The following is a 21,919-nucleotide window of genomic DNA, read 5'->3' as shown; positions in this document are numbered from 1 at the left end:
TTTTAAGGATGCTTTTCAAATCACATTCACTTATGACTCAAATTGATAAAGTGGTGTACTTAAATAACGTTCACCGTTACTTGGGATAATAACAAGTACCTTTTTCCCTTTACCTAATTTCTTCGCAACTTCTGTCGCTGCATAAACGACTGCTCCCGAAGAGATACCAACTAAAATACCTTCTTCTCTAGCCACTCTTCTCGCATATTCGAACGCTTGCTCCGTTTTCACTTGAATAATTTCATCATATACCTCTACATCCAATGTCTCCGGAACAAACCCCGCTCCAATTCCTTGGATCTTATGTGGTCCTGGCTTTCCACCAGATAATACTGGTGAATCCGCAGGTTCTACCGCGTAAATTCTGATATCTTTATAAGCTTCTTTCAGCACTTCACCGGCACCTGTAATTGTTCCACCTGTACCAATACCTGCGATAAACGCATCTAATTGATCCCCCATCTGTTCAACAATTTCTGGACCTGTTGTTATACGATGGATTTCTGGATTCGCTTGATTTTGGAACTGTTGTGGTATAAAGTACCCATGTTCTTCTGCTAATTCAGTTGCCTTTCGAATTGCTCCGCCCATTCCTTCAGGTCCCGGAGTCAATACTAATTCAGCACCGTAAGCGCGTAATAAATTACGACGCTCAATACTCATTGTTTCTGGCATTACTAAAATTGCCTTATATCCTTTAGCAGCTGCTACCATCGCTAAGCCAATACCTGTGTTACCGCTTGTCGGCTCAATGATTGTATCGCCCTCTTTTAATAATCCTTTATTTTCAGCGTCTTCAATCATAGCTAACGCGATACGATCTTTAACACTGCTCCCCGGATTCATAAATTCTAATTTTAAGTATACATCTGCGCTGTCTGATTCTACGATGCGGTTCAACTTAACGATCGGCGTTTTCCCGATTAATTCTGAAACTGATTGTGCCACTCGCATTCCTGTCACTCCTAACACCGAGTATTTTTATTGGTTTTATCTATATTTAGATTTTGTCAGAAAATTCCCTGTTTGTCAATCTATTTGGGCGGCTGATTCTCCGCCTAAACTTCTTTATTACAGGTTCTCAATTAGACTTGTAATATCTTCTTTAGCGAATTTATATCGTTCATTACAGAAGTGACAGTGAACTTCCGTCTCTTCCTCTTCTTCACGAATTTGTTCTAACTCCGCTTTCCCTAAACTAATTAATACACTTTCAATACGCTCACGCGAACATGTACAATTAAATTGAACATCCATTGTTTCTAACACTTTCACTTTATCTTCTCCAAGCACTTCATACAGTAATTCTTCTGGAGAAAGACCTTGTTCGATTAATTGTGATACCGGCGGGATTTGTTGCAGACGCTCTTCAATAAATGAAATTGTTTCTTCCTGCGCACCTGGCATAATTTGAAGAATGAATCCACCCGCCGCTAATACGCTATCATCTCCATTTACAAGAACACCAACACCTACAGAAGAAGGTGTCTGCTCAGAAACTGCGAAATAATATGTGAAATCTTCCCCTAGTTCTCCTGAAACAATTGGAGATTGACCGATAAACGGTTCACGCATACCGATATCTTTAATTACCGTTACAAATCCTTCTGTACCTACTGCTTGATATACACGTAATTTTCCTTGTTCCGTTCCTTCAAAATCAACATGCGGATTCGTTACATAACCACGTACATCCCCATTTGCATGAGCATCGACTAAGATAGGACCAATCGGGCCGTTACCCTCTACTTTAATCGTTAACTTCTGCTCGCCTTTTAACATAGCACCCATCATTGTACCCGCAGTTAAAGAACGACCAAGTGCCGCTGAAGCTGTTCTCCATGTATCATGACGTTTTTGCGCCTCACTTACTGTATTTGTTGTACGTACACTATAAGCACGAACCTCTCCATTAAACGCTAACGCTTTTACTAAATAATCTTTCATACTTATTTATTCACCCTTCTCATGTTGTAAATTTGCATTACGTTCATATAACATATACAAACCTTTTAACGTTAAAAACGGATCTACAATATCAATTACATTTGATTCTTCTGAAATTAATTTTGCTAATCCACCTGTTGCAATAACTTTCGGTTCTTGCTTAGCTTCTTCCTTCATACGCTTAACAATACCTTCCACTTGTCCAACGTATCCATAAAGAATACCTGATTGCATTGCACTTACTGTATTCTTCCCGATAACACTACTCGGTTTTGTAATTTCAATACGAGGAAGCTTTGCTGCTCTGCTATATAAAGCCTCTGCCGAAATCATAATTCCTGGCGTAATGACGCCACCCATATAATGCTTCTCTTCGTTAATATAACAATATGTAGTAGCCGTACCAAAATCAACAATAATAAGCGGACTTCCATATAAGTGGATTCCTGCTACTGCATTTACAATTCGGTCCGCGCCTACTTCACGCGGATTTTCATATTTAATATTCAAGCCAGTTTTTATCCCAGGCCCCACTACAAGCGGTTTAATTTTAAAATACTTTTCACACATACGCTCTAAAGCGAACATAATTGGCGGTACGACTGAAGACACAATAATACCTTTCACATCTTCAAAAGAAAGATCTTCATGCTCAAGTAACTGCTTTACAAGCATCCCATACTCATCTTCTGTTTTATGACGATCTGTTTCCATGCGCCAATGCTGACGAAGTTTCCCCTCTTCAAACACACCTAGTACCGCATTTGTGTTCCCTACATCCAATACAAAAATCATATTCTCACCACTTATCTTATTTAATCTATATTTGTGCAGTATGTATAAAACTTATAAAAACATCATATCACACATACTTATATAATCAGTTTTTCTATACTCATCATTGTACAAAAAGATTACTCTCTATTTCAATTTTTAATAATAGTTTCAGTTAAATTCTTTTGCCACTTAAATTCATTCCACAAAAAAAAGGAGTGACTATTGTCACTCCTTCATCTCTTACTTATCTTCTGTATCTTCATCGTCTTTCTTCATATTGATGTTTACTTTCACATCATCTGAAGATGTTGGACGCTCAGGTAATCTGCCATAATCATATAAATGATTAATTTGCTCTGCATCTAATGTTTCTACTTCAAGTAACGTTTTCGCGATAATATCCAGCTTATCTCGTTTTTCAGTAAGAATTTGTTTCGCACGAGCATAACAGCCTTTAATAATGACTTGCATTTCCACATCAATTTCATGCGCGATTGCATCACTGTAGTTTTGTTCTGAATGGAAGTCTCTTCCTAAGAATACCTGGCCACCTTGTGAGCTACCAAATTGCATCGGTCCAAGCTTATCACTCATCCCGAATTCTGTAACCATACGTCTTGCAATACCAGTCGCACGCTGGAAGTCGTTGTGAGCACCTGTACTTGCTTCACCAAATACAATCTCCTCAGCTACTCGACCACCAAGTAAACCAGTGATTTTATCAAGTAACTCTGGTTTTGTCATGAAGTAACGATCTTCCTTCGGAAGCATTACCGCATATCCACCAGCTTGACCACGAGGGACAATTGTTACTTTATGAACGATATCTGCTTCATCAAGGACAACACCAATTACAGTATGGCCAGCCTCGTGGAATGCAACAATATTACGTTCTTTTTCAGAGATAACACGACTTTTCTTAGCTGGACCTGCAATAACACGATCCGTTGCTTCATCGATGTCACTCATATCAATTTTCTTCTTATCTTGACGCGCAGCTACTAAAGCAGCTTCGTTTAATAAGTTTTCAAGATCGGCACCAGAGAATCCTGGTGTACGAGTTGCAATTGCTCTTAAGTTGACATTCTCATCAAGCGGTTTATTACGAGCGTGTACTTTAAGTACAGCTTCACGACCATTTACATCTGGACGATCTACTGTAATTTGACGGTCAAAACGACCTGGACGTAATAACGCTGGATCAAGAATATCAGGACGGTTTGTCGCAGCGATGATAATAATACCTTCGTTTGCACCGAATCCATCCATTTCAACAAGCAATTGGTTCAACGTTTGTTCACGCTCATCATGACCACCGCCAAGACCCGCGCCACGTTGACGCCCTACTGCATCAATTTCATCAATGAAAATGATACAAGGAGCATTTTTCTTTGCGTTTTCAAACAAATCACGTACACGGGATGCACCGACACCGACGAACATCTCTACGAAGTCAGAACCACTAATAGAGAAGAACGGAACGCCTGCTTCACCTGCAACAGCACGTGCTAGTAAAGTTTTACCTGTACCTGGAGGTCCCACTAATAGAACACCCTTCGGAATACGGGCACCAACTTCAGCGAACTTACGAGGGTCTTTCAAGAATTCAACTACCTCAACAAGTTCTTGTTTCTCTTCATCCGCTCCAGCAACATCTCTGAAACGAATTTTTTTCTTTTCATCATTGTATAGCTTCGCCTTGCTTTTCCCGAAGTTCATAACACGGCTACCGCCGCCCTGAGCTTGGTTTAATAAGAAGAAGAATAAAATGAAGATAATGACAAACGGAATGATGGAAGTAAAGAACGTTACCCAAGCACTTGTTTCTTCTGCTGGTTGATACTTAACTTCAGCCCCTTGCGCTTTATCATTAATTTTCTTTTGTAATTCCTCAGTATTTGGTGCATAAGTAACAAATTGTTCTCCTTGGCTAGAAGTCTTGAATTGTCCCTTTACCTCAAACACACCATTTTTCGGTTGAAGCTGCACATTACGCACTTCACCTTTTTCAAGTTGAGTAATGAATTTATCGTAGCTAACTGATGTCGTTTTTTGCGTCGAACCATTAAAATAGCTTACGATCCCAATTACTACTAAGAATATCAGTAAATAAAAGATGGTATTACGGAAGATACGATTCATTCCTAACCTCCTCTCACGGCATAAACACTATAGTAAATCGTAACATAGAAAAAATTTCCTATACAATTGTAACGCCTATATTTAATTAATTTGAGTAAACACTTGGTTTTAATACTCCTACATAAGGAAGATTACGGTACTGCTCTTTATAATCTAATCCATATCCTACAACAAATTCATGAGGAACAGTAAATCCAACATAATCTGCTTTCAGATCAACCTTACGGCCTGTTGGCTTATCTAATAAAGTAACAATTTTTACAGATTTCGCTTTACGATATTTAAACAGGTCCACTAAATAGCTTAGTGTAAGACCGCTATCAATAATATCTTCAACGATTAAAATATCGCGACCTTCTACCGAAGTATCAAGATCTTTTAAGATTTTTACTTCGCCTGTCGAAACTGTAGAGTGACCGTAGCTAGATACAGCCATAAAATCCATTTCAAGATATGTATCTGTTCTCTTTAATAAATCTGCCATAAATGGCATTGCGCCCTTTAGTACACCAATCGCAAGAGGTACTGTATTTTTGTAATCCTCTGCAATAACTGCACCTAGTTCGTGCACCTTTTCTTGTATTTGTTCTTCAGAAATTAATACTTTTTCGATATCTTGATTCATCATTTCATTATCCTCCCGGAAGACTCCTTGCTTTTGTAGTGAATAATCATGTATTTACCCTTCTTTGCTAGCTCTTTCGAAGTAGCAAATGCAGATCGTTTCAACAAGGGTACCCAAATAATATTTCCACTTGCGTCACAAACGATCGGCCATTCTTCTCTTTTTTCTTTTGGTACTTTCGCTTCGATAAAAACAGTTTTTATCTTTTTTGTACCATCCATACCTTGCATTGACATGCGATCTCCATTTTCCCTAGACCGAATACGAAGTGGATACGATATATCATTATACTTAGCAACAAATACTGTTTCATTCATGTTACTCGGTATATCTTCGCTCACCTCTGTTACAAGTTTATCCCCATTCGGCAATATAATTGTCCCAGGTACTGATAAATCTTGCGAAAAAGGAGAAACAATTTCTTGTTTAAATCCAAAACCACATTCTTCGTATGTGCGAACAATTTTCAAACCACCTGGAAAATCTAGTGAACCTGAAGGTTGTGCCCGCTTAAAAAATTCAATCACCTTGTCAATATGTATAGAAGAAAGCGAAGATGGAATCTTATATTCATAAAGATAGTTTAATATTAGTTGAATCCCTCTTCTTTGTAAAGGCATAGACATGGATTCAAAGGCAGGAATTGATAAGCTAATTTGTTTATCGCTTTTTTTTGTAATTACTTTATTCATTTTCTCAAAAGCTAATTCCTGCAAATAAGCCTCATCCTCTTGTATCTGCACGCTAAATTTTTGAAATTTCTCATGCATTTGTGGATTTTCTTCTTTCAAATAAGGAAGGACATATTTACGTAATCGATTCCTTGTATATACTTCTTTTTTATTACTCGGATCTATACGCGGAATAACTTTTAATTTATTACAGTAATCAACAATTTCTTCCTTAGTTACCCCAAGTAACGGCCTAATTAAATATCCATTATGAAAAGATCGCTTCACTGCAATTCCTGCGTATCCTTTCGGAGTACTCCCTCGTACAAGGCGCATTAAAATCGTCTCTACTTGATCATCTCCATGGTGACCAAGAGCTACATATCTCGCATCATATTTCTTCATTATTCTTTCCAAAAATGCATATCTGCATTCTCTAGCTGCAACTTGTGCATTCATTCCATATTGCTGTTGATATTGCGCCACATTAATCCTTAGCGTTTCACAAATAACTCCTAGCTCTTTGCAAAGACCCTGCACAAACTGTAAATCCTCATAAGATTCATTACCTCTAAACATATGGTCCACATGTGCTACTACAATTTCGAGCTGTTTTTCTGCCCTTTTTTCTAACAAATAATATAAAAGAGCCAAAGAGTCAGGACCACCAGAAACCCCTACAACAATTGTTGAATGTTTCTTTAATACATCATGCTGCTTTACAAAGTCATCTACTTTTTCAACAAATGCATCTTTCAACTTCGCAATCACCTTTCATTAAACAAGAACAACAACATTAGTTACCTTGTATATAATGGTACAACTTTTACAAACATTGTGCAAAAAAAAGATGTACAAAATCCACATTTTTATCTTACATCCCTCCTGTATATTTAAAAAAGTAATCACATTACCTTTTTAATCAAAAAAACCTAGGCATCTACCTAGGTTTTTTTGATTATTTTATTGCGCCTGCATTCCTACTATTGGAATCGTAGCCCACTTCGGCATATTTTTCTTTACTTTCGCCACCACAATAGTCATATCATCATTTATATAACCATCACCAGAGCGAATTACTTCTTCCATAATAATATCAGCAATTTCCTGTGGATCCTCTGTTTGTAGTTCTTTAATTTTACGTTTTATCCATAATTCGTGATTCTCCACATGTTGCGCTCCCTCAAAAATACCGTCACTCATCATAATAAGAAGATCACCCGTTTTTAATTGCTCACCAACCACATCAACTTCAACATCTTCAATGATTCCCATCGGTAAATTACTTGCCTCAATTTTCAAAATGTTATTTCCGCGTTTAACAAAACTCGGCGTCGATCCAACCTTTAAAAACTTCGCACTCGCATCCCGTAAATCTACCATAGCCAAGTCAAGCGTTGTATACATCTCCTCTGTCGTCCTTAAAGAAAGAATCGAATTGATGGACTTAATCGCTATTTCTTCATCAATACCTGATTGAAGTATCTTTTGTAATAATTTTACCGTTTCCCTACTCTCCATATGAGCCCTTTGTCCATTTCCCATACCATCACTAATCGCAAGTGCATATTTACCAACGCTCAAATCCATCATCGCGTAGGAATCACCTGAAACAAACCCACCACCTTTTGCAGCTGTGGCCAATCCTGTATCAAGAGAATACGTCTTCGCTGAACCAAATGATATTAAACTGTGCCCATTTGGATATGAGGATTTCTCTTCATGCTTAACGACGATATTCTCTTTTAAAATATCTGAAAGCATTGGAGCAACCAACTTCTCACATTCTCCATGTTCATTAGATGCAGCCGGAATCAACATTTCAATATCAATACTTCCTCTATCTAAACAATAAATATCAACATGCTCCACTTCGACACCAAAATCACGAAACGCTTGTAAAATTTGCTCCTCCTGCGCTTGATGGTTCTCTCTTTCTCGTTGTATCTCCTTAGCGAAATCCTCCATCACTTTTGATACACCTAGTAATTGCTCCGCTACAATTCTACGATTTTCCTTCATTTGTTTTCTTAATTTCTGCCCCTCATAGAAGTGATCTAATTCACCCGCTACTAAATCCGTTACTTTCTTCCCTCTCACACAATGCTTGTCCCATTCACGAACTAACTTCCGATTATGCTGCAGCGTTCCTTCTTCTGTTTCACTCATTATTTGTTTCATATAATCGTATGTTTTATCAAAATTAACTACCCAACATTGATCCTTCTTAAAGCATGTTTGACATGTTTTTGCAGTAATTGTACTTAAAAATAAATCAGCTTCTGTTTCTTTATCTTCCTCCTCCACATACCCATATACAGAAAAGCTATTGGACAAAGCAGCAAATACATTAGCAAATTGATTGATTTTGTTCGCTGTAACATCGCGCACTCTTCTTAAATATTGTTGTTGATCTTGTGAATGCTCCTGTGTACCTGGCATAAATTTAGCAATACGATCCATAACAAGCTTCGGTGTTAATAAGAAGAAAACAATTGCTACACCAGATTCAATTAAAGTTGTTACAATACTTGTTTGCTTGTCTACATATAATGTAATTAAGCTTGTACCAATTAATAAACCTAAACTAACTCCTATACGCTTCCCTTCTTTTAACAATCCCCCAAGCAATCCTGAAAAGGCAAGGAGACTAAGTTGAGACAAGCTAGCCACATTCGCTAAACTTAATATTAACCCAGTGACAACTCCTACTGTGGACCCTGTAGCTGCCCCTGCAATAAAGGCAAATACTAATACTAAATATCTAGTAAAAATATGTTGAATAGAAGCATCATAAACAAACCAATCCGTTGTGCCCGTTAAAACAGATGCTAGTAATATAATTAAACAAACAATTTCTTCTGTTTCTAACGCTTGTTGCTTCCCTTTCCTTTCCACTAAAAGCGGAACACTTTGTAAAAATATCATCGTTAATACGAAGCTAAGCCCCGCTTCGATCGTACTGACGAGCAGATCATACATGGTGACGGTTTGCTGTGCAAAATATACAACAACTAAATGTGCGGTTAATGCGGAGATAAATACTTGGAATGGTACAAGTCCAACAGTTTTACGTGTAAACCGACTAAAGAAGATATTATAAATAAAGAAGGTAAAGATAGATGCAAAAGTAAAAAATAAATTGTCTATTGAAACTGAAAGTGCTCCCCCCATTAGGGCTAAGAACGCGAGCGGCATTTTATCTCGCTTCATAACATAAACAGCAGCAAAAAACGGCAATGCAAACGGTAAAATGTTTGTTAATATATATGCTCGTCCCAAAAGAAAACCAATAACAGCAATAATGAATCCCCATCTAAAGAAAACTTTTTCAAACTTCATTCGCAACTTACTCGTCCACTTTATTGTTCCAAGCTGACTTTCATTCATCGCCAATGCACTTGTGTTCATAGTATTCCTTCCTGCTTTAGGCATATTTTTAACACCACCTGCATAGTTTAATTACTGTTATTATAAAAGATGATTATTGGAATTTTTGTCAAAACAACAGTTTTGACTTTTATAATCGTTCGACTTTTTATTCGAAATAAATCTACATATATACATAGTATTTAATTTATTTAAAGAAAGTTGAAAGAATGTTCAGAAAATATAGGGTGATTTTGTAGAAGTATTGTACGTCTTAATTTATATTTAACAAAAAAAGATCATGCAAATTTGCATGATCTTTTTAGATGACCCGTACGGGATTCGAACCCGTGTTACCGCCGTGAAAGGGCGGTGTCTTAACCACTTGACCAACGGGCCGTTAAATTAAATATAGCGGCGGAGGGGATCGAACCCCCGACCTCACGGGTATGAACCGTACGCTCTAGCCAGCTGAGCTACACCGCCATGTCGTCGTATTTAACGGACAATTAGTATCTTACATCAGATACGTTTTAAAGTCAACACATCTCAAAAACTTTTTTAAAAATATATTCTCTCACATAAAAAAGTACCCGAGTAATCACTCTGGGTACCTCTCTATATGTTAAGAATTAAACGGACTTATTATCCACGACGTGCGCCACGGCCACCACGTTTAGATTCTGTGTTACGCTTTAAAGAAGTTAAACGATCTTCACTATCTTTTAAAAAGCGTGCCATCTTTTGCTCAAATGTTTCTTTTGGAGCTCGTTCGTTACCGCCACCGCGGTTATCTCTGTTGGAAGAACGATTATTATTACGTTGTGGACGTCCAGAACGTTGTTGATCACCACCACGTTGGTATTCACCACGTGGACGATCTCCTTCTGTTTTTTCACGTTCTTTCGCTTTCTTAATAGATAGGCCAATTTTGCCATCTTTTTCAACATTGATAACTTTTACTTCTACTTGGTCGCCTACTTTTAAGTGATCGTTAATATCTTTCACATAATTATCAGCAACTTCACTAATATGAACAAGACCTGTTAAGCCTTCTGGCAGCTCCACAAAAGCCCCAAAATTTGTAATACCTGTTACTTTACCCTGTAACTTGCTGCCTACCTCGATTGACATAAAAAAAATGCTCCTCCTTAGTGGTTAAAAAGTCAAATTTTACTTTATTATATATAATCCTAAAATACAGTGTCAATAAGACATACTCTACTTAGAAACAGGAAAAATTATCTCCCCTTTTCCGGAGAAGAAATAATCTCTTCTAGCAATCTTTAAAACGTACTCTTCATCATTCAACTTTTGAACTTCATCTTTTAGATTCTTTTCTTTTTTCGTTAATGAATCCAGTTCTTTTTTCATGTCCTTAACTTTCGCTTCTTTTGCTTTAATGGAACTGTTTTGTTGATAAAACGTCACACTAATACTAGCAATAATTGTAAAAGCAAAGACAAGAAAAACCGCTAAACGGCGATAAAGTCGCTTCCTGTTCTCATCCGTTTGTATTATATGTTCTTTAACAGGATTTGGACTCTGTTTTTCGATTGTTCTTTGTCTCAGTTCCCTCATTTCCGAGGTCCCCCTAACTTCTTTTTTATACGCACCCATAATTGGAAGATATGTCCCTTCAATTTTGCTACATATTGCAGGAACCCTACATGCTTCATTATAAAAAGTTTAACACGATTAGGGAGAAGTTTCCATATGAGCGAAGCAATAAACCGAACAGGCGAGAAAAAAACTTTCCATATGAAAAGTAATATCCAAATCACCATTTTCCATAACACATGTCCAATTGAAAGCAGTATACGAAATAAGAATAATATAAATGCAATAAATAGCTGTGCTATAATAATAACAGGTTTTATCATGAGTAGCTGTATAATTCGAACAAAAAATTGTGTTGTTTGTACAAAAATATAGATGAGAAAATTTAACATCTTCATGTATAGTGCTTTCAATAAGCTTTGATATGCTGCAAAACCACATAGTAACGCCAAAAATACATATATACGTAGTTCGGCTTCATTTACACGCAATAATACATAAAAAACGAATAATGCTTGGACAATCCAAAATAGTATATCATGTATAAATACAAGCCAACGTTTACGCTCTTGGCGTTTTAAAAACCGTTGGTATGTATCTAAAGAAGCACCAATCCAAGCACCCATTCCAATCATTGAAAGCATTGTATACAACTGAATTGTTAGGCTCATTTAAACAACTTACTAAAGAAGCCTTTAGTTTTCTCCCCTTGGTTCTCATCAATATACAGCATTTCATGAACTTTCCCTTTAATTGATACAACACCCTTTTCTACATCTAAATTCTTCATTTGCAAATTTTGACCACGAATTGTTAAAAAACCCATTACAGTCTCAAGTAAAAACTCTTCGCTATCAAAACTCTCTACTTGCTTTACACCAGTAATATCGATTACACGCCTGCCACGCATGATAATATCATGCTCTACAGAAACATTTTGTTGATTAGAAGACATAGGTGAGTAACCATTATTCACGAAAATCCCCCCATAGCTTTATACTAGCTAATAGTAATGTATGAAGGGCTAACCTATTTTAGAACAAGCCTTCTTCCGCTTTCACTTTTTCCTCACGAACGAGACTATACATGTTTGCTGCATCTTCTTTTTTAGTTGTTTCTTTCAATTCATTTACTTTCACAGTTACTATTTTTTGCCCGAAACGAATTGTTAATTCATCCTCTACCTTCACATCTGAACTCGCTTTTGCCACTTGGCCATTAATCGAAATTCTTCCTTGGTCAGACACTTCTTTTGCTAATGTTCTTCTTTTAATTAAACGTGATACTTTCAAAAATTTATCTAGACGCATATCAAATCCCCCTATTAACGCTCTGTTTGTTTTGCCTCTTCCCATAAAACATCTAACTGTTCTAATGATAAATCTTGCATTTCCTTATTCATTTCAGCTACTTTTGCTTCCATGTATAAAAAGCGAGCCATAAATTTCTCATTAGTTGAACGTAACGCTTCTTCTGGATCTAATTTATAATGACGAGCTATATTAACAAATGCAAATAGTAAATCACCAAATTCACCTAGCATCTTTTTCTCATCCATATTTACAACTTCTTGTTGGAATTCTTGCCATTCTTCTAAGGCCTTCTCTATCATCGGCTGCACATCAACCCAATCAAATCCAACCTTTCCAGCTTTCTTCTGAATTTCATAAGCACGCATTAGCTGTGGCAAGCTTTTTGGAATACCCGCTAAAACAGATTCTTTCACGAATCCCTTTTCTTGTTTTTTAATTTCTTCCCAATTTGCAATCACTTCATCAGCATTATTTACATCCGTATTCCCAAACACATGCGGATGACGACGAACCATTTTCTCAGCTAAAGTCCGAATAATATCATCTATAGAGAACCAACCTTCATCCTCTCCAATTTGAGCATGAAGCATAACTTGTAATAATATATCACCCAGTTCTTCTACTAAATGATCATCATCCTCTTCATCAATTGCTTCTAGCACTTCATATGCTTCTTCAATTAAGTATTCCTTTAAAGATTGATGAGTTTGTTTTTTATCCCAAGGGCAACCATTCGGTCCACGCAGTTCCGCAATAATTGCTCTAAGCACATCAAACTGCTGATACAAAGACGCACGTTCCTTAACCGGGGGTACATATACACTCGTTAAATTATTTAACTCCGTTTCATGATCTAACATGTATAACGGTACCTTTTTTACTTGCTCAAATGAAGTTCCTGCAGCTGTTACGATATACACTTCATAATCATCTGGCAACATCTCCATTAACATCAGTTTCACATCTGAAGCAACGAACGCATCATACACTTGGCAAAAGATTAAATGTTGACGTAATTCTAATTGTCCTCTTTCAAATGATGTAGCATCAATTAATTGGAATCCTTCAATCGGATCAATCTTTAGGCTCGCAAACATCGGATCAAGGAAACTTTGTCCACCTTCAAGTCGCACTTCAATATTTGCTACTTCTCCTTTTTCCAAAAGTAGCTGAACGGTTCTTTCCGCTACAAGCGGATGACCAGGAACTGCATAAATAATTTCTGTACCTTTCGCTTGTTCTAACAACCTATTCGCGATTGTTTCATATACGATTTCAAATGTATCATGCGCTTCGTATACCTCGTCAAAAGCTGTATATTTTATACCTTCTTGCTCCAATTCTTCTATAACTGGGTGTTCCTTCGTTCTAACAAACATATGGTCCGCTTCTTTTATCTTTCGATATACGCCCATCGTTAACTGATCTAACTCACCAGCACCTAATCCTAAAATAGTAATAATTCCACTCACAACCAGTCACCTCTATCCACTCTTCTTCAACGAACCTTCTTTTTTCTCTTGTTTCATAACGGTTCCTAATTCTTCTTTTGTAAATACACGTAATTTTAAAATTAAAAACATATATGCTAATCCGCCGATAGCTACACCTAACAGCGCTTCAAGCGTCGCAATTCCTCTATGTCCTGTATCAATTACTAATCCAGACATTCGCAACATACGCATAAAGATTATTAATACAAACCCCATACCGATACCACTAATAGCCACACCTAACATATTCCGCCTATCAATAAGCGGCTCCGATACAGCTCGCATAAGCAACACACTATTTAGCAAGGCAATTACAATAAGCGCAACTAAAGTTGCAATTGCAGCTCCCTTCACACCAAAATACGGCATTAATATATAGTTTAAAGCTAGCTTTAAACAACCTCCAAATACAACACATATTGCTGGTTTTAATGTTTGTCCCACTCCTTGCAAAATAGAAGCAGTTGTAATTGACAATGAACTAAATAAAATAGATAAAGATAAAATCGATAACACATCTGATCCATCACTATTTTCAAACAACATAATATTTGTAGGTTGAATAATACAAGTTAATCCAATAGCAGCTGCAAATCCAATAACAAATGTTATTTTCATTGCTAACTTTACCTTTTCTTGAATAAATGAAAGATCTCCTCTTTCCTTCGCCGCTGTAATAATAGGAATAAGTGACAATGAGAAAGAAGTTGTCACAACAGTACCTAATTGCATAAGCGGGATACTTCTATCATAAACACCTTTTAGTACCTTTGCATTTTCAACTTGCTCTCCCGCGCGAATAAGCAAAGTATAAAAGGAAATAGAATCCGCCATTTGTATAAAAATAAGGACTAAATTACTAACACAAATCGCTAATCCCTGCCAAAAAAGGATTCGAATAATCCTTTTTTTATCTCCAATTCTCTTCCAACTTTTAAAGAAAATAGCATGGAAATCATGACGCATATAAAGTAAAAGTACGATAATCCCAATAAGCCCGCCCGCAATTGAACCTAGCATAGCACCCGCACCAACTGTATATAAATCAAATCCATGGGCAATAAGGAATAGTGATAAAAATACAATAATAGAAACACGAATTGTTTGTTCAATTACTTGCGAAACAGCCGTCGGCATCATATTATTGAATCCTTGAAAATATCCTCTCGCTACAGATAAAAATGGCATTAGTAGGAATGAAAACGAAATAACACGTAATAATTTATCTAAATGTATATCGCCCATAGCCGATGCAATTGTTTCGGCCCCAAAGAATAATGTGAAAAACCCTATAAATCCAATTCCTAATAAAAACCAAAAAGATACACAAATAATTTCTTCTGCTTCTTTTTGTTTTCCTCGTTCTAATCTTTCTGCGACCATTTTTGAAATAATAATGGGAAACCCATAAGTGGCTAAAATTAAACAAAATCCATAAAACGGATAAATTTGTTGGTAAATATAAAAACCAACATCACCCGCTATATTTTGATATGGAATACGGTAAAAAGCGCTTAATACCTTCGTAACAAAACTTGCGATCGTTAATATAATAGCCCCACGCCAAAAGGCTTGGTACTTCTTCGCTTCCATACAAGAAAACTCCTTTTTCTATTCTCACCCCTCGTATTATATCACAAAGAAAAACTGGCTCTCCTTCATATTCCTTACATTCACTGACTTCTTTCAACAGCAAAAATATTCAATGAAAAAAGGTAGCAAAGCGCTACCTTAGTTCAATATACTTATATCTCCAAATAGTTAATTTCTCAAATAGAAATATCATAATTAGGAAAGATTGCTACTTATAGAAATTACACTTCACTACTGCTCCATTTGTTTCGCTAAGAAGCTTGCAGCTGTATTCACTGACTTATGCTCTACTTCACTTATAATAGCCTCTTTAGAGAAGATAACAACAGCTCCAATTGGATCCCCATTCGCAACAATCGGGCCAATTGTATAGGAACTCACTTTTTCTGTTACTCCATCAATAATTGAAATTTCACTTTCATCTGTCATAATTACAGACTTGCGCTCTTCCATTGTTTTCTCAATTAAATCGCCAACACTTTTATTTAAGTATTCTTTTTTAGATACGCCCGCTACTGCGATAATAGAATCACGATCGCATACAAGCACATTATGTCCTAAGCTATCGTATAAAGCTTCCGTATATTCCTTTGCAAAATTACCTAGTTCACTAATTGGAGAATATTTTTTCAAAATCACTTCTCCATCGCGATCAACAAATATTTCTAGTGGATCTCCCTCACGAATACGTAAAGTTCTACGAATTTCCTTTGGGATTACTACCCTGCCTAAATCATCAATTCGACGTACGATTCCAGTTGCTTTCATTCTATGCTGCCTCACTTTCTACTGATGATCAAAGTGGTGAATTTACCTGTTCATGTAAAAATCACCAACTATTAAACATAGTATTTTACACATTAGTTCTTCTATGCACGTCGAATTGTATTTTTTATCTTATATTAGGCATTTATTACTTCTTTTTTTACATCTGGTAAGCCTTTTAATAAATTTTCAGCAATTGTTAACCATTTCGATGTCTCTAATCCATTCGTTTTCATCACAATTTTCAATTGTGACCCCTCCATACCAAGACCGATCATACGACCAAAGCTACTTCCTAGCATGAATAATTTCCCACCATCTATATTTTGGCTCGCTTGTTCAGAAAACAGGAATGTTACTTCAAATTTATTTTGCTTAATTAACTCAATTTGTTCTTTCATTGCCAACACTTTAATGTTTGCAATTTGTAATAAATAACCAACTTCTTGTGGATAATCACCAAATCTGTCAATCATCTCTTCCTGCAACTCTTCAATATCTTCAATTGCAGAAATACCTCTAAATTGTTTATACATCATAATTTTTTGTTTACTATCTGAAATATACGCATCCGGTAAATACGCATCTACTTCTAAATCAATTTCAACATTAACGGTATTTTCAACTCCGTCTGTTCCTCTACGTTGCTCAATTGCATCTTTTAACATTTGAGAATATAGATCAAATCCGACAGAATCAATAAATCCATGTTGTTCCGCTCCTAACAAATTACCCGCACCACGAATTGATAAGTCTCTCATCGCAATTTTGAAACCAGATCCAAGTTCTGTAAACTCTTTAATTGCTTGCAGACGCCTCTCTGCAACTTCCGATAACACTTTATCACGTTTGTATGCAAAGTATGCATACGCGACGCGATTAGAACGTCCAACACGCCCACGAAGCTGATACAACTGCGATAATCCCATACGATCTGCATCAAATACAATTAATGTATTTACATTCGGAATATCTACACCCGTCTCGATAATTGTTGTACTTACAAGAACATCATGCTGCCCTTCTAAAAACGATAGCATAACAGACTCTAATTCACCTTCATTCATTTTCCCATGTGCGTATGTTACACGAGCATCTGGAACTAACATCGAAATTTCATCTGCTTTTCTTTCAATATCCTCCACACGGTTATATAGGAAGTAAATTTGACCGCCTCTTGCCAACTCTCGCTCTATTGCTTCTCGCATTAACGCTGGATTATACTCTACTACATATGTTTGTACTGGGAAACGATTCTCTGGTGGTGTCTCAATAACAGATAAATCGCGCACACCAAGCATAGACATATGGAGTGTACGTGGAATCGGAGTTGCCGTTAATGTTAACACGTCAACATTTGCTTTCAATTGTTTAATTTTTTCTTTATGTGTAACGCCGAATCTTTGTTCTTCATCAATAATAAGAAGTCCTAAATCTTTATACGTAACATCTTTAGATAAAATACGATGCGTTCCGATTACAATATCCACCGTTCCATCTTTTAAACCTTTAATCGTTTCATTTTGTTGTTTTCGTGTGCGGAATCTACTTAGTAACCCTATATTAATCGGGTAATCTTGAAAACGCTCTCGAATTGTTTCATAGTGTTGTTGTGCAAGGATTGTTGTCGGTACTAAAATCGCAACTTGTTTTTCATCCATAATTGCTTTAAATGCCGCACGAATAGCTACTTCAGTCTTTCCATATCCTACGTCGCCACAAAGAAGCCTATCCATCGGACGTCCGCGTTCCATATCTTTCTTAATCTCTTCAATAGAACGTAATTGATCCTCTGTCTCTTGATATGGGAAAGAAGATTCAAATTCCTGTTGTTCTGCCGTATCTGGTGTATATGCATAACCTTTCGAAGCTTCACGCTCGGCATATAATTTAATTAGGTCATCTGCAATGTCTTGTACAGATTTTTCAACTTTCGTTTTGACCTTCTTCCAATCATTTCCGCCTAATTTATAAACTTTTGGATCCTTACCTTCAGACCCTACGTATTTTTGCACTTGATCAATTTGTTCAATTGGAACGTATAACTTATCATTACCTTGATATTTAATATTTAAATAATCTTTATGAACACCATTAATTTCTAATGTCTCAATACCTAAAAATTTACCTATACCATGATTTACATGAACTACATGGTCTCCAACTTTTAATTCCGAATAACTTTTAATACGTTCAGCGTTAGATAACTTTTGCTTACGTTGTGATTTTTTAACCTTCTTATGAAAAAGCTCTTTTTCAGTAATGACAACAAACTTTTGCATCGGCATTTCAAAGCCTGCATGTAAATCACCTACAGCAATTTGTAACCTTCCAGGCAATAAGACATCTGTGGCCTCTACAATGTCTGCATCAATATCATAATCACTTAAAATATGTTGTAGTTTTTTTACACGTTCATCATCTGTTCCAAGCACAACGGTCGTAAAATGCCCTTCATTCCATCTATCAATTTCAGTTTTTAACAACTGCATCTGTCCGTGGAAATCTTGCATCGTTTTACATGTCACATTCACAATATTTTGAGGATGTGTGTGTGCTATATGGCGTAAGAATAACGTTAAATATACAAAACTTCTTTTTTTATTATGAAGAAACTCCTCAAATGAGTGGGAGAAAGATAAATCCTGAATAATTGTTCCTTCGCCAAGAAGTGAGATATACCATTCCGCCTCTTCTGTTTCAAGATGTGATGCTGTTTCTTGAATACGGGAAATCTCATCTAAAATTACAACACCGTTTTCTGGTAAATAATCTATCAGACTAGCAGGTTCTTTATAGAAAATAGATAAATATTTAAACATTTGTTCTATACTTTGCCCGTTTTTCAACATTTCAATTTCATGACTAACCGTCTCAAGTACAGCAGTCTTTAATTTATCATCGGAAAGCTTTTGCATCGTCTTAGTCAAACCTTCTTCAAGATGCTTAATTCCCGATTTCAATTCTTCCTGTGAAAATAAAAACTCTGTTGCCGGACCAAACCGAACACTTTCCCTTTTATCTTGAGAGCGCTGTTCTTCCACATCAAATAATCGAATAGAATCAACCTGTGTATCAAAGAATTCAATACGAAATGGTAATTCTTCAGTTAATGGGTAAATATCTAATATTCCCCCGCGCAAACTAAACTCTCCTGGAGCTTCTACCATCGACTTACGCTCGTAGCCAATATGATGTAAGGTATGCAAGAGTGCATCTAAATCAATCTCTTGCCCTAGATTGATTTCAATTTGCCTTTGCTTCCATAATTCTTTTATTGGTAAAAACCTACGCAGCCCTGCAACTGGCGCTACAATAATCCCATTCTCTCCCGCAGCTAAGCGATTTAACACTTCAATACGCTGCGCCTTCAATTCTGGACTTGCAACACCAACTTCCGATGCTATCAATTCATTTACCGGATATAGCCAAACATCCTTTTCACCAAGTAACGCCACTAAATCTTCATGTACTTTTTGTGCTTGGTATAAATTGTGCGTCACAATAAGTTGTGATTGCTTTGTTTTTTTATATAAAGCTGCCATTAATAATGAACGAGAGGATGTTGCCATACCCGATACAAGTTGTTCTTTCAACCCATCTTCTAGCCCATTAATAACCGATTGTATTTCTTCATTTTTATAAAATTGCTCTAATAAACCTATCATTTTCAAAACTCCTCTCAACATAAAGAGCAAGTTACTATATTTTATGCAAATATTTTGGAAAAAGAAAACAGAAAAATGCTTTGGACATGCCAAAGCGACAACATTTTATTGCAGAAATTTTTCATATTCATAATACTTAGGATAAGATGCGAGCGTTTCTTGACACGATTCACAAATCGTTTTTATATATATATTTCCATTCTCATGAAAATGAATCATATCCACTACTTCTTGCTCTGTTAGTTGAAACAAAACGTCGCTATATACTTTTTCTGCGATAATGGAGCCCACATTACTTCCGCAATGTCTACAGTAATAATAACCTTCCATACTAGCCTCCTGAATATCCAATTTCTACTAGTATGGGATAAAACAAAATAAAATATTCCAGATTGTGCGCTTAACTATTAAAAGTATTCATGATTTGGAGAAAAGGTTTATTTAACCATTCCTCACATGCATTCGCTGCATTTTCAATGGATTGATTAACGCCAGATATTTCTTCAGATGTAAAACGTCCTAATACGTAATCCACTACTTTCATCCCATTTTTCGGACGATCGATTCCCATACGGATACGTTGAAATTCTTGTGTCCCTAAATGTGAAATTGTTGATTTCACACCATTATGTCCACCCGCACTACCTTTCATGCGAAGGCGTAACTTACCTACAGGAATATCTAAATCATCGTACATAACAATGAAGTCCTCAACATCAATTTTATAATAATCCATGAGCGGACGGATACTTTCCCCAGATAAATTCATATATGTAAGTGGCTTTAGTAAGATTACTTTTTCCCCATTAACAAAGCCAGCGCCAAATACTCCTTTAAACTTTTGTTCATTCAAAGAAATACTCCAACGCTTTGCAAGTTCATCGATCGCCATAAATCCAATATTATGCCTTGTTAATTCATATTCTCTACCTGGGTTCCCAAGTCCTACTATTAATTTCATTCTTGTACCACTACTTTCTTTTTTCGATACGAAAAGACGTAACCAAGCTTGGTTACGTCTCATTCTATCCAATTAATTGAATAATACACTTACAGATTCTTCTTCGTATACACGAATGATTGCTTCTCCGATTAATGGAGCAACTGAAAGTTCATGTACTTTATCAATTTTCTTCTCTTCTGGTAATACAATAGAGTTCGTTACAACTAACTCTTTAATATTCGAATTTTGAATACGCTCAATTGCTGGGCCAGATAATACTGGGTGTGTACAGCAAGCATATACTTCAGAAGCACCGTTCTCAACAAGAGCGTTTGCCGCTAATGTAATTGTACCAGCTGTATCAATGATGTCATCAATTAAAATTGCTGTTTTGCCTTCGATGTTACCGATAATGTTCATTACCTCCGATACATTCGGACGAGGACGACGCTTATCAATAATAGCGATTGGCGCTTTTAGGCGATCCGCCATTTTTCTAGCACGCGTTACACCACCGTGATCAGGAGATACGATTACGATATCTTTAAGGCCTTTTGCTTCAAAGTAATCTGAAAGAATCGGTACACCCATTAAGTGGTCGATCGGGATATCAAAGAATCCTTGAATTTGTGGAGCATGTAAATCTAGAGTGATTACACGAGTTGCACCTGCTGTTTCAAGCAAGTTTGCTACAAGTTTCGATGTAATTGGTTCACGAGAACGCGCTTTACGGTCTTGACGCGCATAACCATAGTAAGGAATAACAATATTAATTGTTTTTGCAGATGCACGTTTCAATGCATCAATCATAATAAGTAATTCCATGATATGTTCGTTTACTGGGAAGCTTGTAGATTGAATAATGAATACATCGCAACCACGGATACTTTCTTCAATGTTAATTTGAACTTCTCCATCACTAAAACGATCAACAGAACATTTTCCTAGTCCTACTCCAATATGCTTTGCGATTTGCTCAGCAAGTTCCTTATTAGAGTTTAAAGAGAATACTTTCAAATTAGAATTTAGATATTGAGTCGACATCTAGATTAA

Annotated in this window: 19 protein-coding genes and 2 tRNA genes; all 21 read right to left on the bottom strand. The window is 36.4% G+C overall.

Annotation, left to right across the window (positions count from 1 at the left end; translation table 11 throughout):
* Window positions 1-30: 30 nt before the first annotated feature.
* Window positions 31-954 (bottom strand): cysteine synthase A, encoded by a 924-nt coding sequence (cysK, locus tag ACFVQC_RS28765; protein WP_002144517.1) that lies wholly within the window; start codon window positions 952-954, stop codon window positions 31-33.
* Between the two features lie 117 nt (window positions 955-1,071).
* Window positions 1,072-1,947: a redox-regulated molecular chaperone HslO gene (gene hslO / locus ACFVQC_RS28760; RefSeq protein ID WP_002144520.1), complete on the bottom strand. Its 876-nt coding sequence runs from the start codon at window positions 1,945-1,947 to the stop codon at window positions 1,072-1,074.
* A gap of 6 nt (window positions 1,948-1,953) precedes the next feature.
* Complete coding sequence (locus tag ACFVQC_RS28755; protein ID WP_002159628.1) at window positions 1,954-2,742, bottom strand: type III pantothenate kinase; 789 nt, start codon at window positions 2,740-2,742, stop codon at window positions 1,954-1,956.
* 222 nt (window positions 2,743-2,964) lie between these two features.
* Window positions 2,965-4,866, bottom strand: a complete 1,902-nt coding sequence (gene ftsH / locus ACFVQC_RS28750) for an ATP-dependent zinc metalloprotease FtsH (RefSeq protein WP_002159629.1) — start codon at window positions 4,864-4,866, stop codon at window positions 2,965-2,967.
* 85 nt (window positions 4,867-4,951) lie between these two features.
* Window positions 4,952-5,494, bottom strand: a complete 543-nt coding sequence (hpt, locus tag ACFVQC_RS28745) for a hypoxanthine phosphoribosyltransferase (protein ID WP_002124550.1) — start codon at window positions 5,492-5,494, stop codon at window positions 4,952-4,954.
* Window positions 5,491-6,921: a tRNA lysidine(34) synthetase TilS gene (gene tilS / locus ACFVQC_RS28740; protein WP_377899956.1), complete on the bottom strand. Its 1,431-nt coding sequence runs from the start codon at window positions 6,919-6,921 to the stop codon at window positions 5,491-5,493. The genes hpt and tilS overlap by 4 nt, the downstream gene beginning before the upstream one ends.
* A gap of 204 nt (window positions 6,922-7,125) precedes the next feature.
* Window positions 7,126-9,597 carry a stage II sporulation protein E gene (gene spoIIE, locus ACFVQC_RS28735; protein WP_377899955.1) on the bottom strand — a complete coding sequence of 824 codons (2,472 nt, stop codon included), beginning with the start codon at window positions 9,595-9,597 and terminating at the stop codon, window positions 7,126-7,128.
* Between the two features lie 261 nt (window positions 9,598-9,858).
* A tRNA-Glu gene (locus tag ACFVQC_RS28730) sits at window positions 9,859-9,930 on the bottom strand.
* A 13-nt stretch (window positions 9,931-9,943) separates the two neighbouring features.
* Window positions 9,944-10,017: transfer RNA gene (locus ACFVQC_RS28725), tRNA-Met, on the bottom strand.
* Between the two features lie 159 nt (window positions 10,018-10,176).
* On the bottom strand, window positions 10,177-10,665 hold the full coding sequence (locus ACFVQC_RS28720; RefSeq protein ID WP_002063394.1) for a S1 domain-containing RNA-binding protein: 489 nt from the start codon (window positions 10,663-10,665) through the stop codon (window positions 10,177-10,179).
* Between the two features lie 87 nt (window positions 10,666-10,752).
* Entirely contained in the window at window positions 10,753-11,112 is a 360-nt protein-coding gene (gene divIC, locus ACFVQC_RS28715) for a cell division protein DivIC (protein ID WP_002124547.1), read from the bottom strand.
* Window positions 11,109-11,762 (bottom strand): spore cortex biosynthesis protein YabQ, encoded by a 654-nt coding sequence (yabQ, locus tag ACFVQC_RS28710; RefSeq protein WP_002091573.1) that lies wholly within the window; start codon window positions 11,760-11,762, stop codon window positions 11,109-11,111. Before yabQ ends, divIC begins: the two co-directional genes overlap by 4 nt.
* A complete protein-coding gene (gene yabP, locus ACFVQC_RS28705; RefSeq protein ID WP_001059101.1) occupies window positions 11,759-12,067 on the bottom strand; it encodes a sporulation protein YabP in 309 nt (102 codons plus the stop codon). The genes yabQ and yabP overlap by 4 nt, the downstream gene beginning before the upstream one ends.
* A gap of 58 nt (window positions 12,068-12,125) precedes the next feature.
* Window positions 12,126-12,401, bottom strand: a complete 276-nt coding sequence (locus ACFVQC_RS28700) for an RNA-binding S4 domain-containing protein (protein WP_002009677.1) — start codon at window positions 12,399-12,401, stop codon at window positions 12,126-12,128.
* A 14-nt stretch (window positions 12,402-12,415) separates the two neighbouring features.
* Window positions 12,416-13,876: a bifunctional methyltransferase/pyrophosphohydrolase YabN gene (gene yabN / locus ACFVQC_RS28695; protein ID WP_377899953.1), complete on the bottom strand. Its 1,461-nt coding sequence runs from the start codon at window positions 13,874-13,876 to the stop codon at window positions 12,416-12,418.
* 12 nt (window positions 13,877-13,888) lie between these two features.
* A complete protein-coding gene (locus ACFVQC_RS28690; RefSeq protein ID WP_377899952.1) occupies window positions 13,889-15,490 on the bottom strand; it encodes a putative polysaccharide biosynthesis protein in 1,602 nt (533 codons plus the stop codon).
* A gap of 231 nt (window positions 15,491-15,721) precedes the next feature.
* Window positions 15,722-16,258 carry a stage V sporulation protein T gene (gene spoVT / locus ACFVQC_RS28685; RefSeq protein WP_000648312.1) on the bottom strand — a complete coding sequence of 179 codons (537 nt, stop codon included), beginning with the start codon at window positions 16,256-16,258 and terminating at the stop codon, window positions 15,722-15,724.
* 134 nt (window positions 16,259-16,392) lie between these two features.
* On the bottom strand, window positions 16,393-19,923 hold the full coding sequence (gene mfd, locus ACFVQC_RS28680; RefSeq protein ID WP_215554939.1) for a transcription-repair coupling factor: 3,531 nt from the start codon (window positions 19,921-19,923) through the stop codon (window positions 16,393-16,395).
* Window positions 19,924-20,028: 105 nt separating this feature from the next.
* Complete coding sequence (locus ACFVQC_RS28675) at window positions 20,029-20,253, bottom strand: anti-sigma-F factor Fin (protein ID WP_377894021.1); 225 nt, start codon at window positions 20,251-20,253, stop codon at window positions 20,029-20,031.
* Window positions 20,254-20,323: 70 nt separating this feature from the next.
* Window positions 20,324-20,884, bottom strand: coding sequence for an aminoacyl-tRNA hydrolase (gene pth / locus ACFVQC_RS28670; protein WP_377894042.1), 561 nt, complete (start codon window positions 20,882-20,884; stop codon window positions 20,324-20,326).
* A 72-nt stretch (window positions 20,885-20,956) separates the two neighbouring features.
* Window positions 20,957-21,910 carry a ribose-phosphate diphosphokinase gene (locus ACFVQC_RS28665; protein WP_002091580.1) on the bottom strand — a complete coding sequence of 318 codons (954 nt, stop codon included), beginning with the start codon at window positions 21,908-21,910 and terminating at the stop codon, window positions 20,957-20,959.
* Window positions 21,911-21,919: the final 9 nt, after the last annotated feature.

The sequence above is a fragment of the Bacillus sp. NPDC057893 genome, assembly GCF_042796455.1.
Classification (GTDB): Bacteria; Bacillota; Bacilli; order Bacillales; family Bacillaceae_G; genus Bacillus_A.
This window is presented reverse-complemented; position numbering and strand designations above follow the sequence as displayed.

What these genes read in the sequence shown, in the direction of transcription:
- cysK (WP_002144517.1), bottom strand. Translation starts at nt 954, where the DNA reads ATGCGAGTGGCACAATCAGTTTCAGAATTAATCGGGAAAACGCCGATC.
- hslO (WP_002144520.1), bottom strand. Translation starts at nt 1,947, where the DNA reads ATGAAAGATTATTTAGTAAAAGCGTTAGCGTTTAATGGAGAGGTTCGT.
- ACFVQC_RS28755 (WP_002159628.1), bottom strand. Translation starts at nt 2,742, where the DNA reads ATGATTTTTGTATTGGATGTAGGGAACACAAATGCGGTACTAGGTGTG.
- ftsH (WP_002159629.1), bottom strand. Translation starts at nt 4,866, where the DNA reads ATGAATCGTATCTTCCGTAATACCATCTTTTATTTACTGATATTCTTA.
- hpt (WP_002124550.1), bottom strand. Translation starts at nt 5,494, where the DNA reads ATGATGAATCAAGATATCGAAAAAGTATTAATTTCTGAAGAACAAATA.
- spoIIE (WP_377899955.1), bottom strand. Translation starts at nt 9,597, where the DNA reads ATGCCTAAAGCAGGAAGGAATACTATGAACACAAGTGCATTGGCGATG.
- ACFVQC_RS28720 (WP_002063394.1), bottom strand. Translation starts at nt 10,665, where the DNA reads ATGTCAATCGAGGTAGGCAGCAAGTTACAGGGTAAAGTAACAGGTATT.
- divIC (WP_002124547.1), bottom strand. Translation starts at nt 11,112, where the DNA reads ATGAGGGAACTGAGACAAAGAACAATCGAAAAACAGAGTCCAAATCCT.
- yabQ (WP_002091573.1), bottom strand. Translation starts at nt 11,762, where the DNA reads ATGAGCCTAACAATTCAGTTGTATACAATGCTTTCAATGATTGGAATG.
- ACFVQC_RS28700 (WP_002009677.1), bottom strand. Translation starts at nt 12,401, where the DNA reads ATGCGTCTAGATAAATTTTTGAAAGTATCACGTTTAATTAAAAGAAGA.
- ACFVQC_RS28690 (WP_377899952.1), bottom strand. Translation starts at nt 15,490, where the DNA reads ATGGAAGCGAAGAAGTACCAAGCCTTTTGGCGTGGGGCTATTATATTA.
- spoVT (WP_000648312.1), bottom strand. Translation starts at nt 16,258, where the DNA reads ATGAAAGCAACTGGAATCGTACGTCGAATTGATGATTTAGGCAGGGTA.
- mfd (WP_215554939.1), bottom strand. Translation starts at nt 19,923, where the DNA reads ATGATAGGTTTATTAGAGCAATTTTATAAAAATGAAGAAATACAATCG.
- ACFVQC_RS28675 (WP_377894021.1), bottom strand. Translation starts at nt 20,253, where the DNA reads ATGGAAGGTTATTATTACTGTAGACATTGCGGAAGTAATGTGGGCTCC.
- pth (WP_377894042.1), bottom strand. Translation starts at nt 20,884, where the DNA reads ATGAAATTAATAGTAGGACTTGGGAACCCAGGTAGAGAATATGAATTA.
- ACFVQC_RS28665 (WP_002091580.1), bottom strand. Translation starts at nt 21,910, where the DNA reads ATGTCGACTCAATATCTAAATTCTAATTTGAAAGTATTCTCTTTAAAC.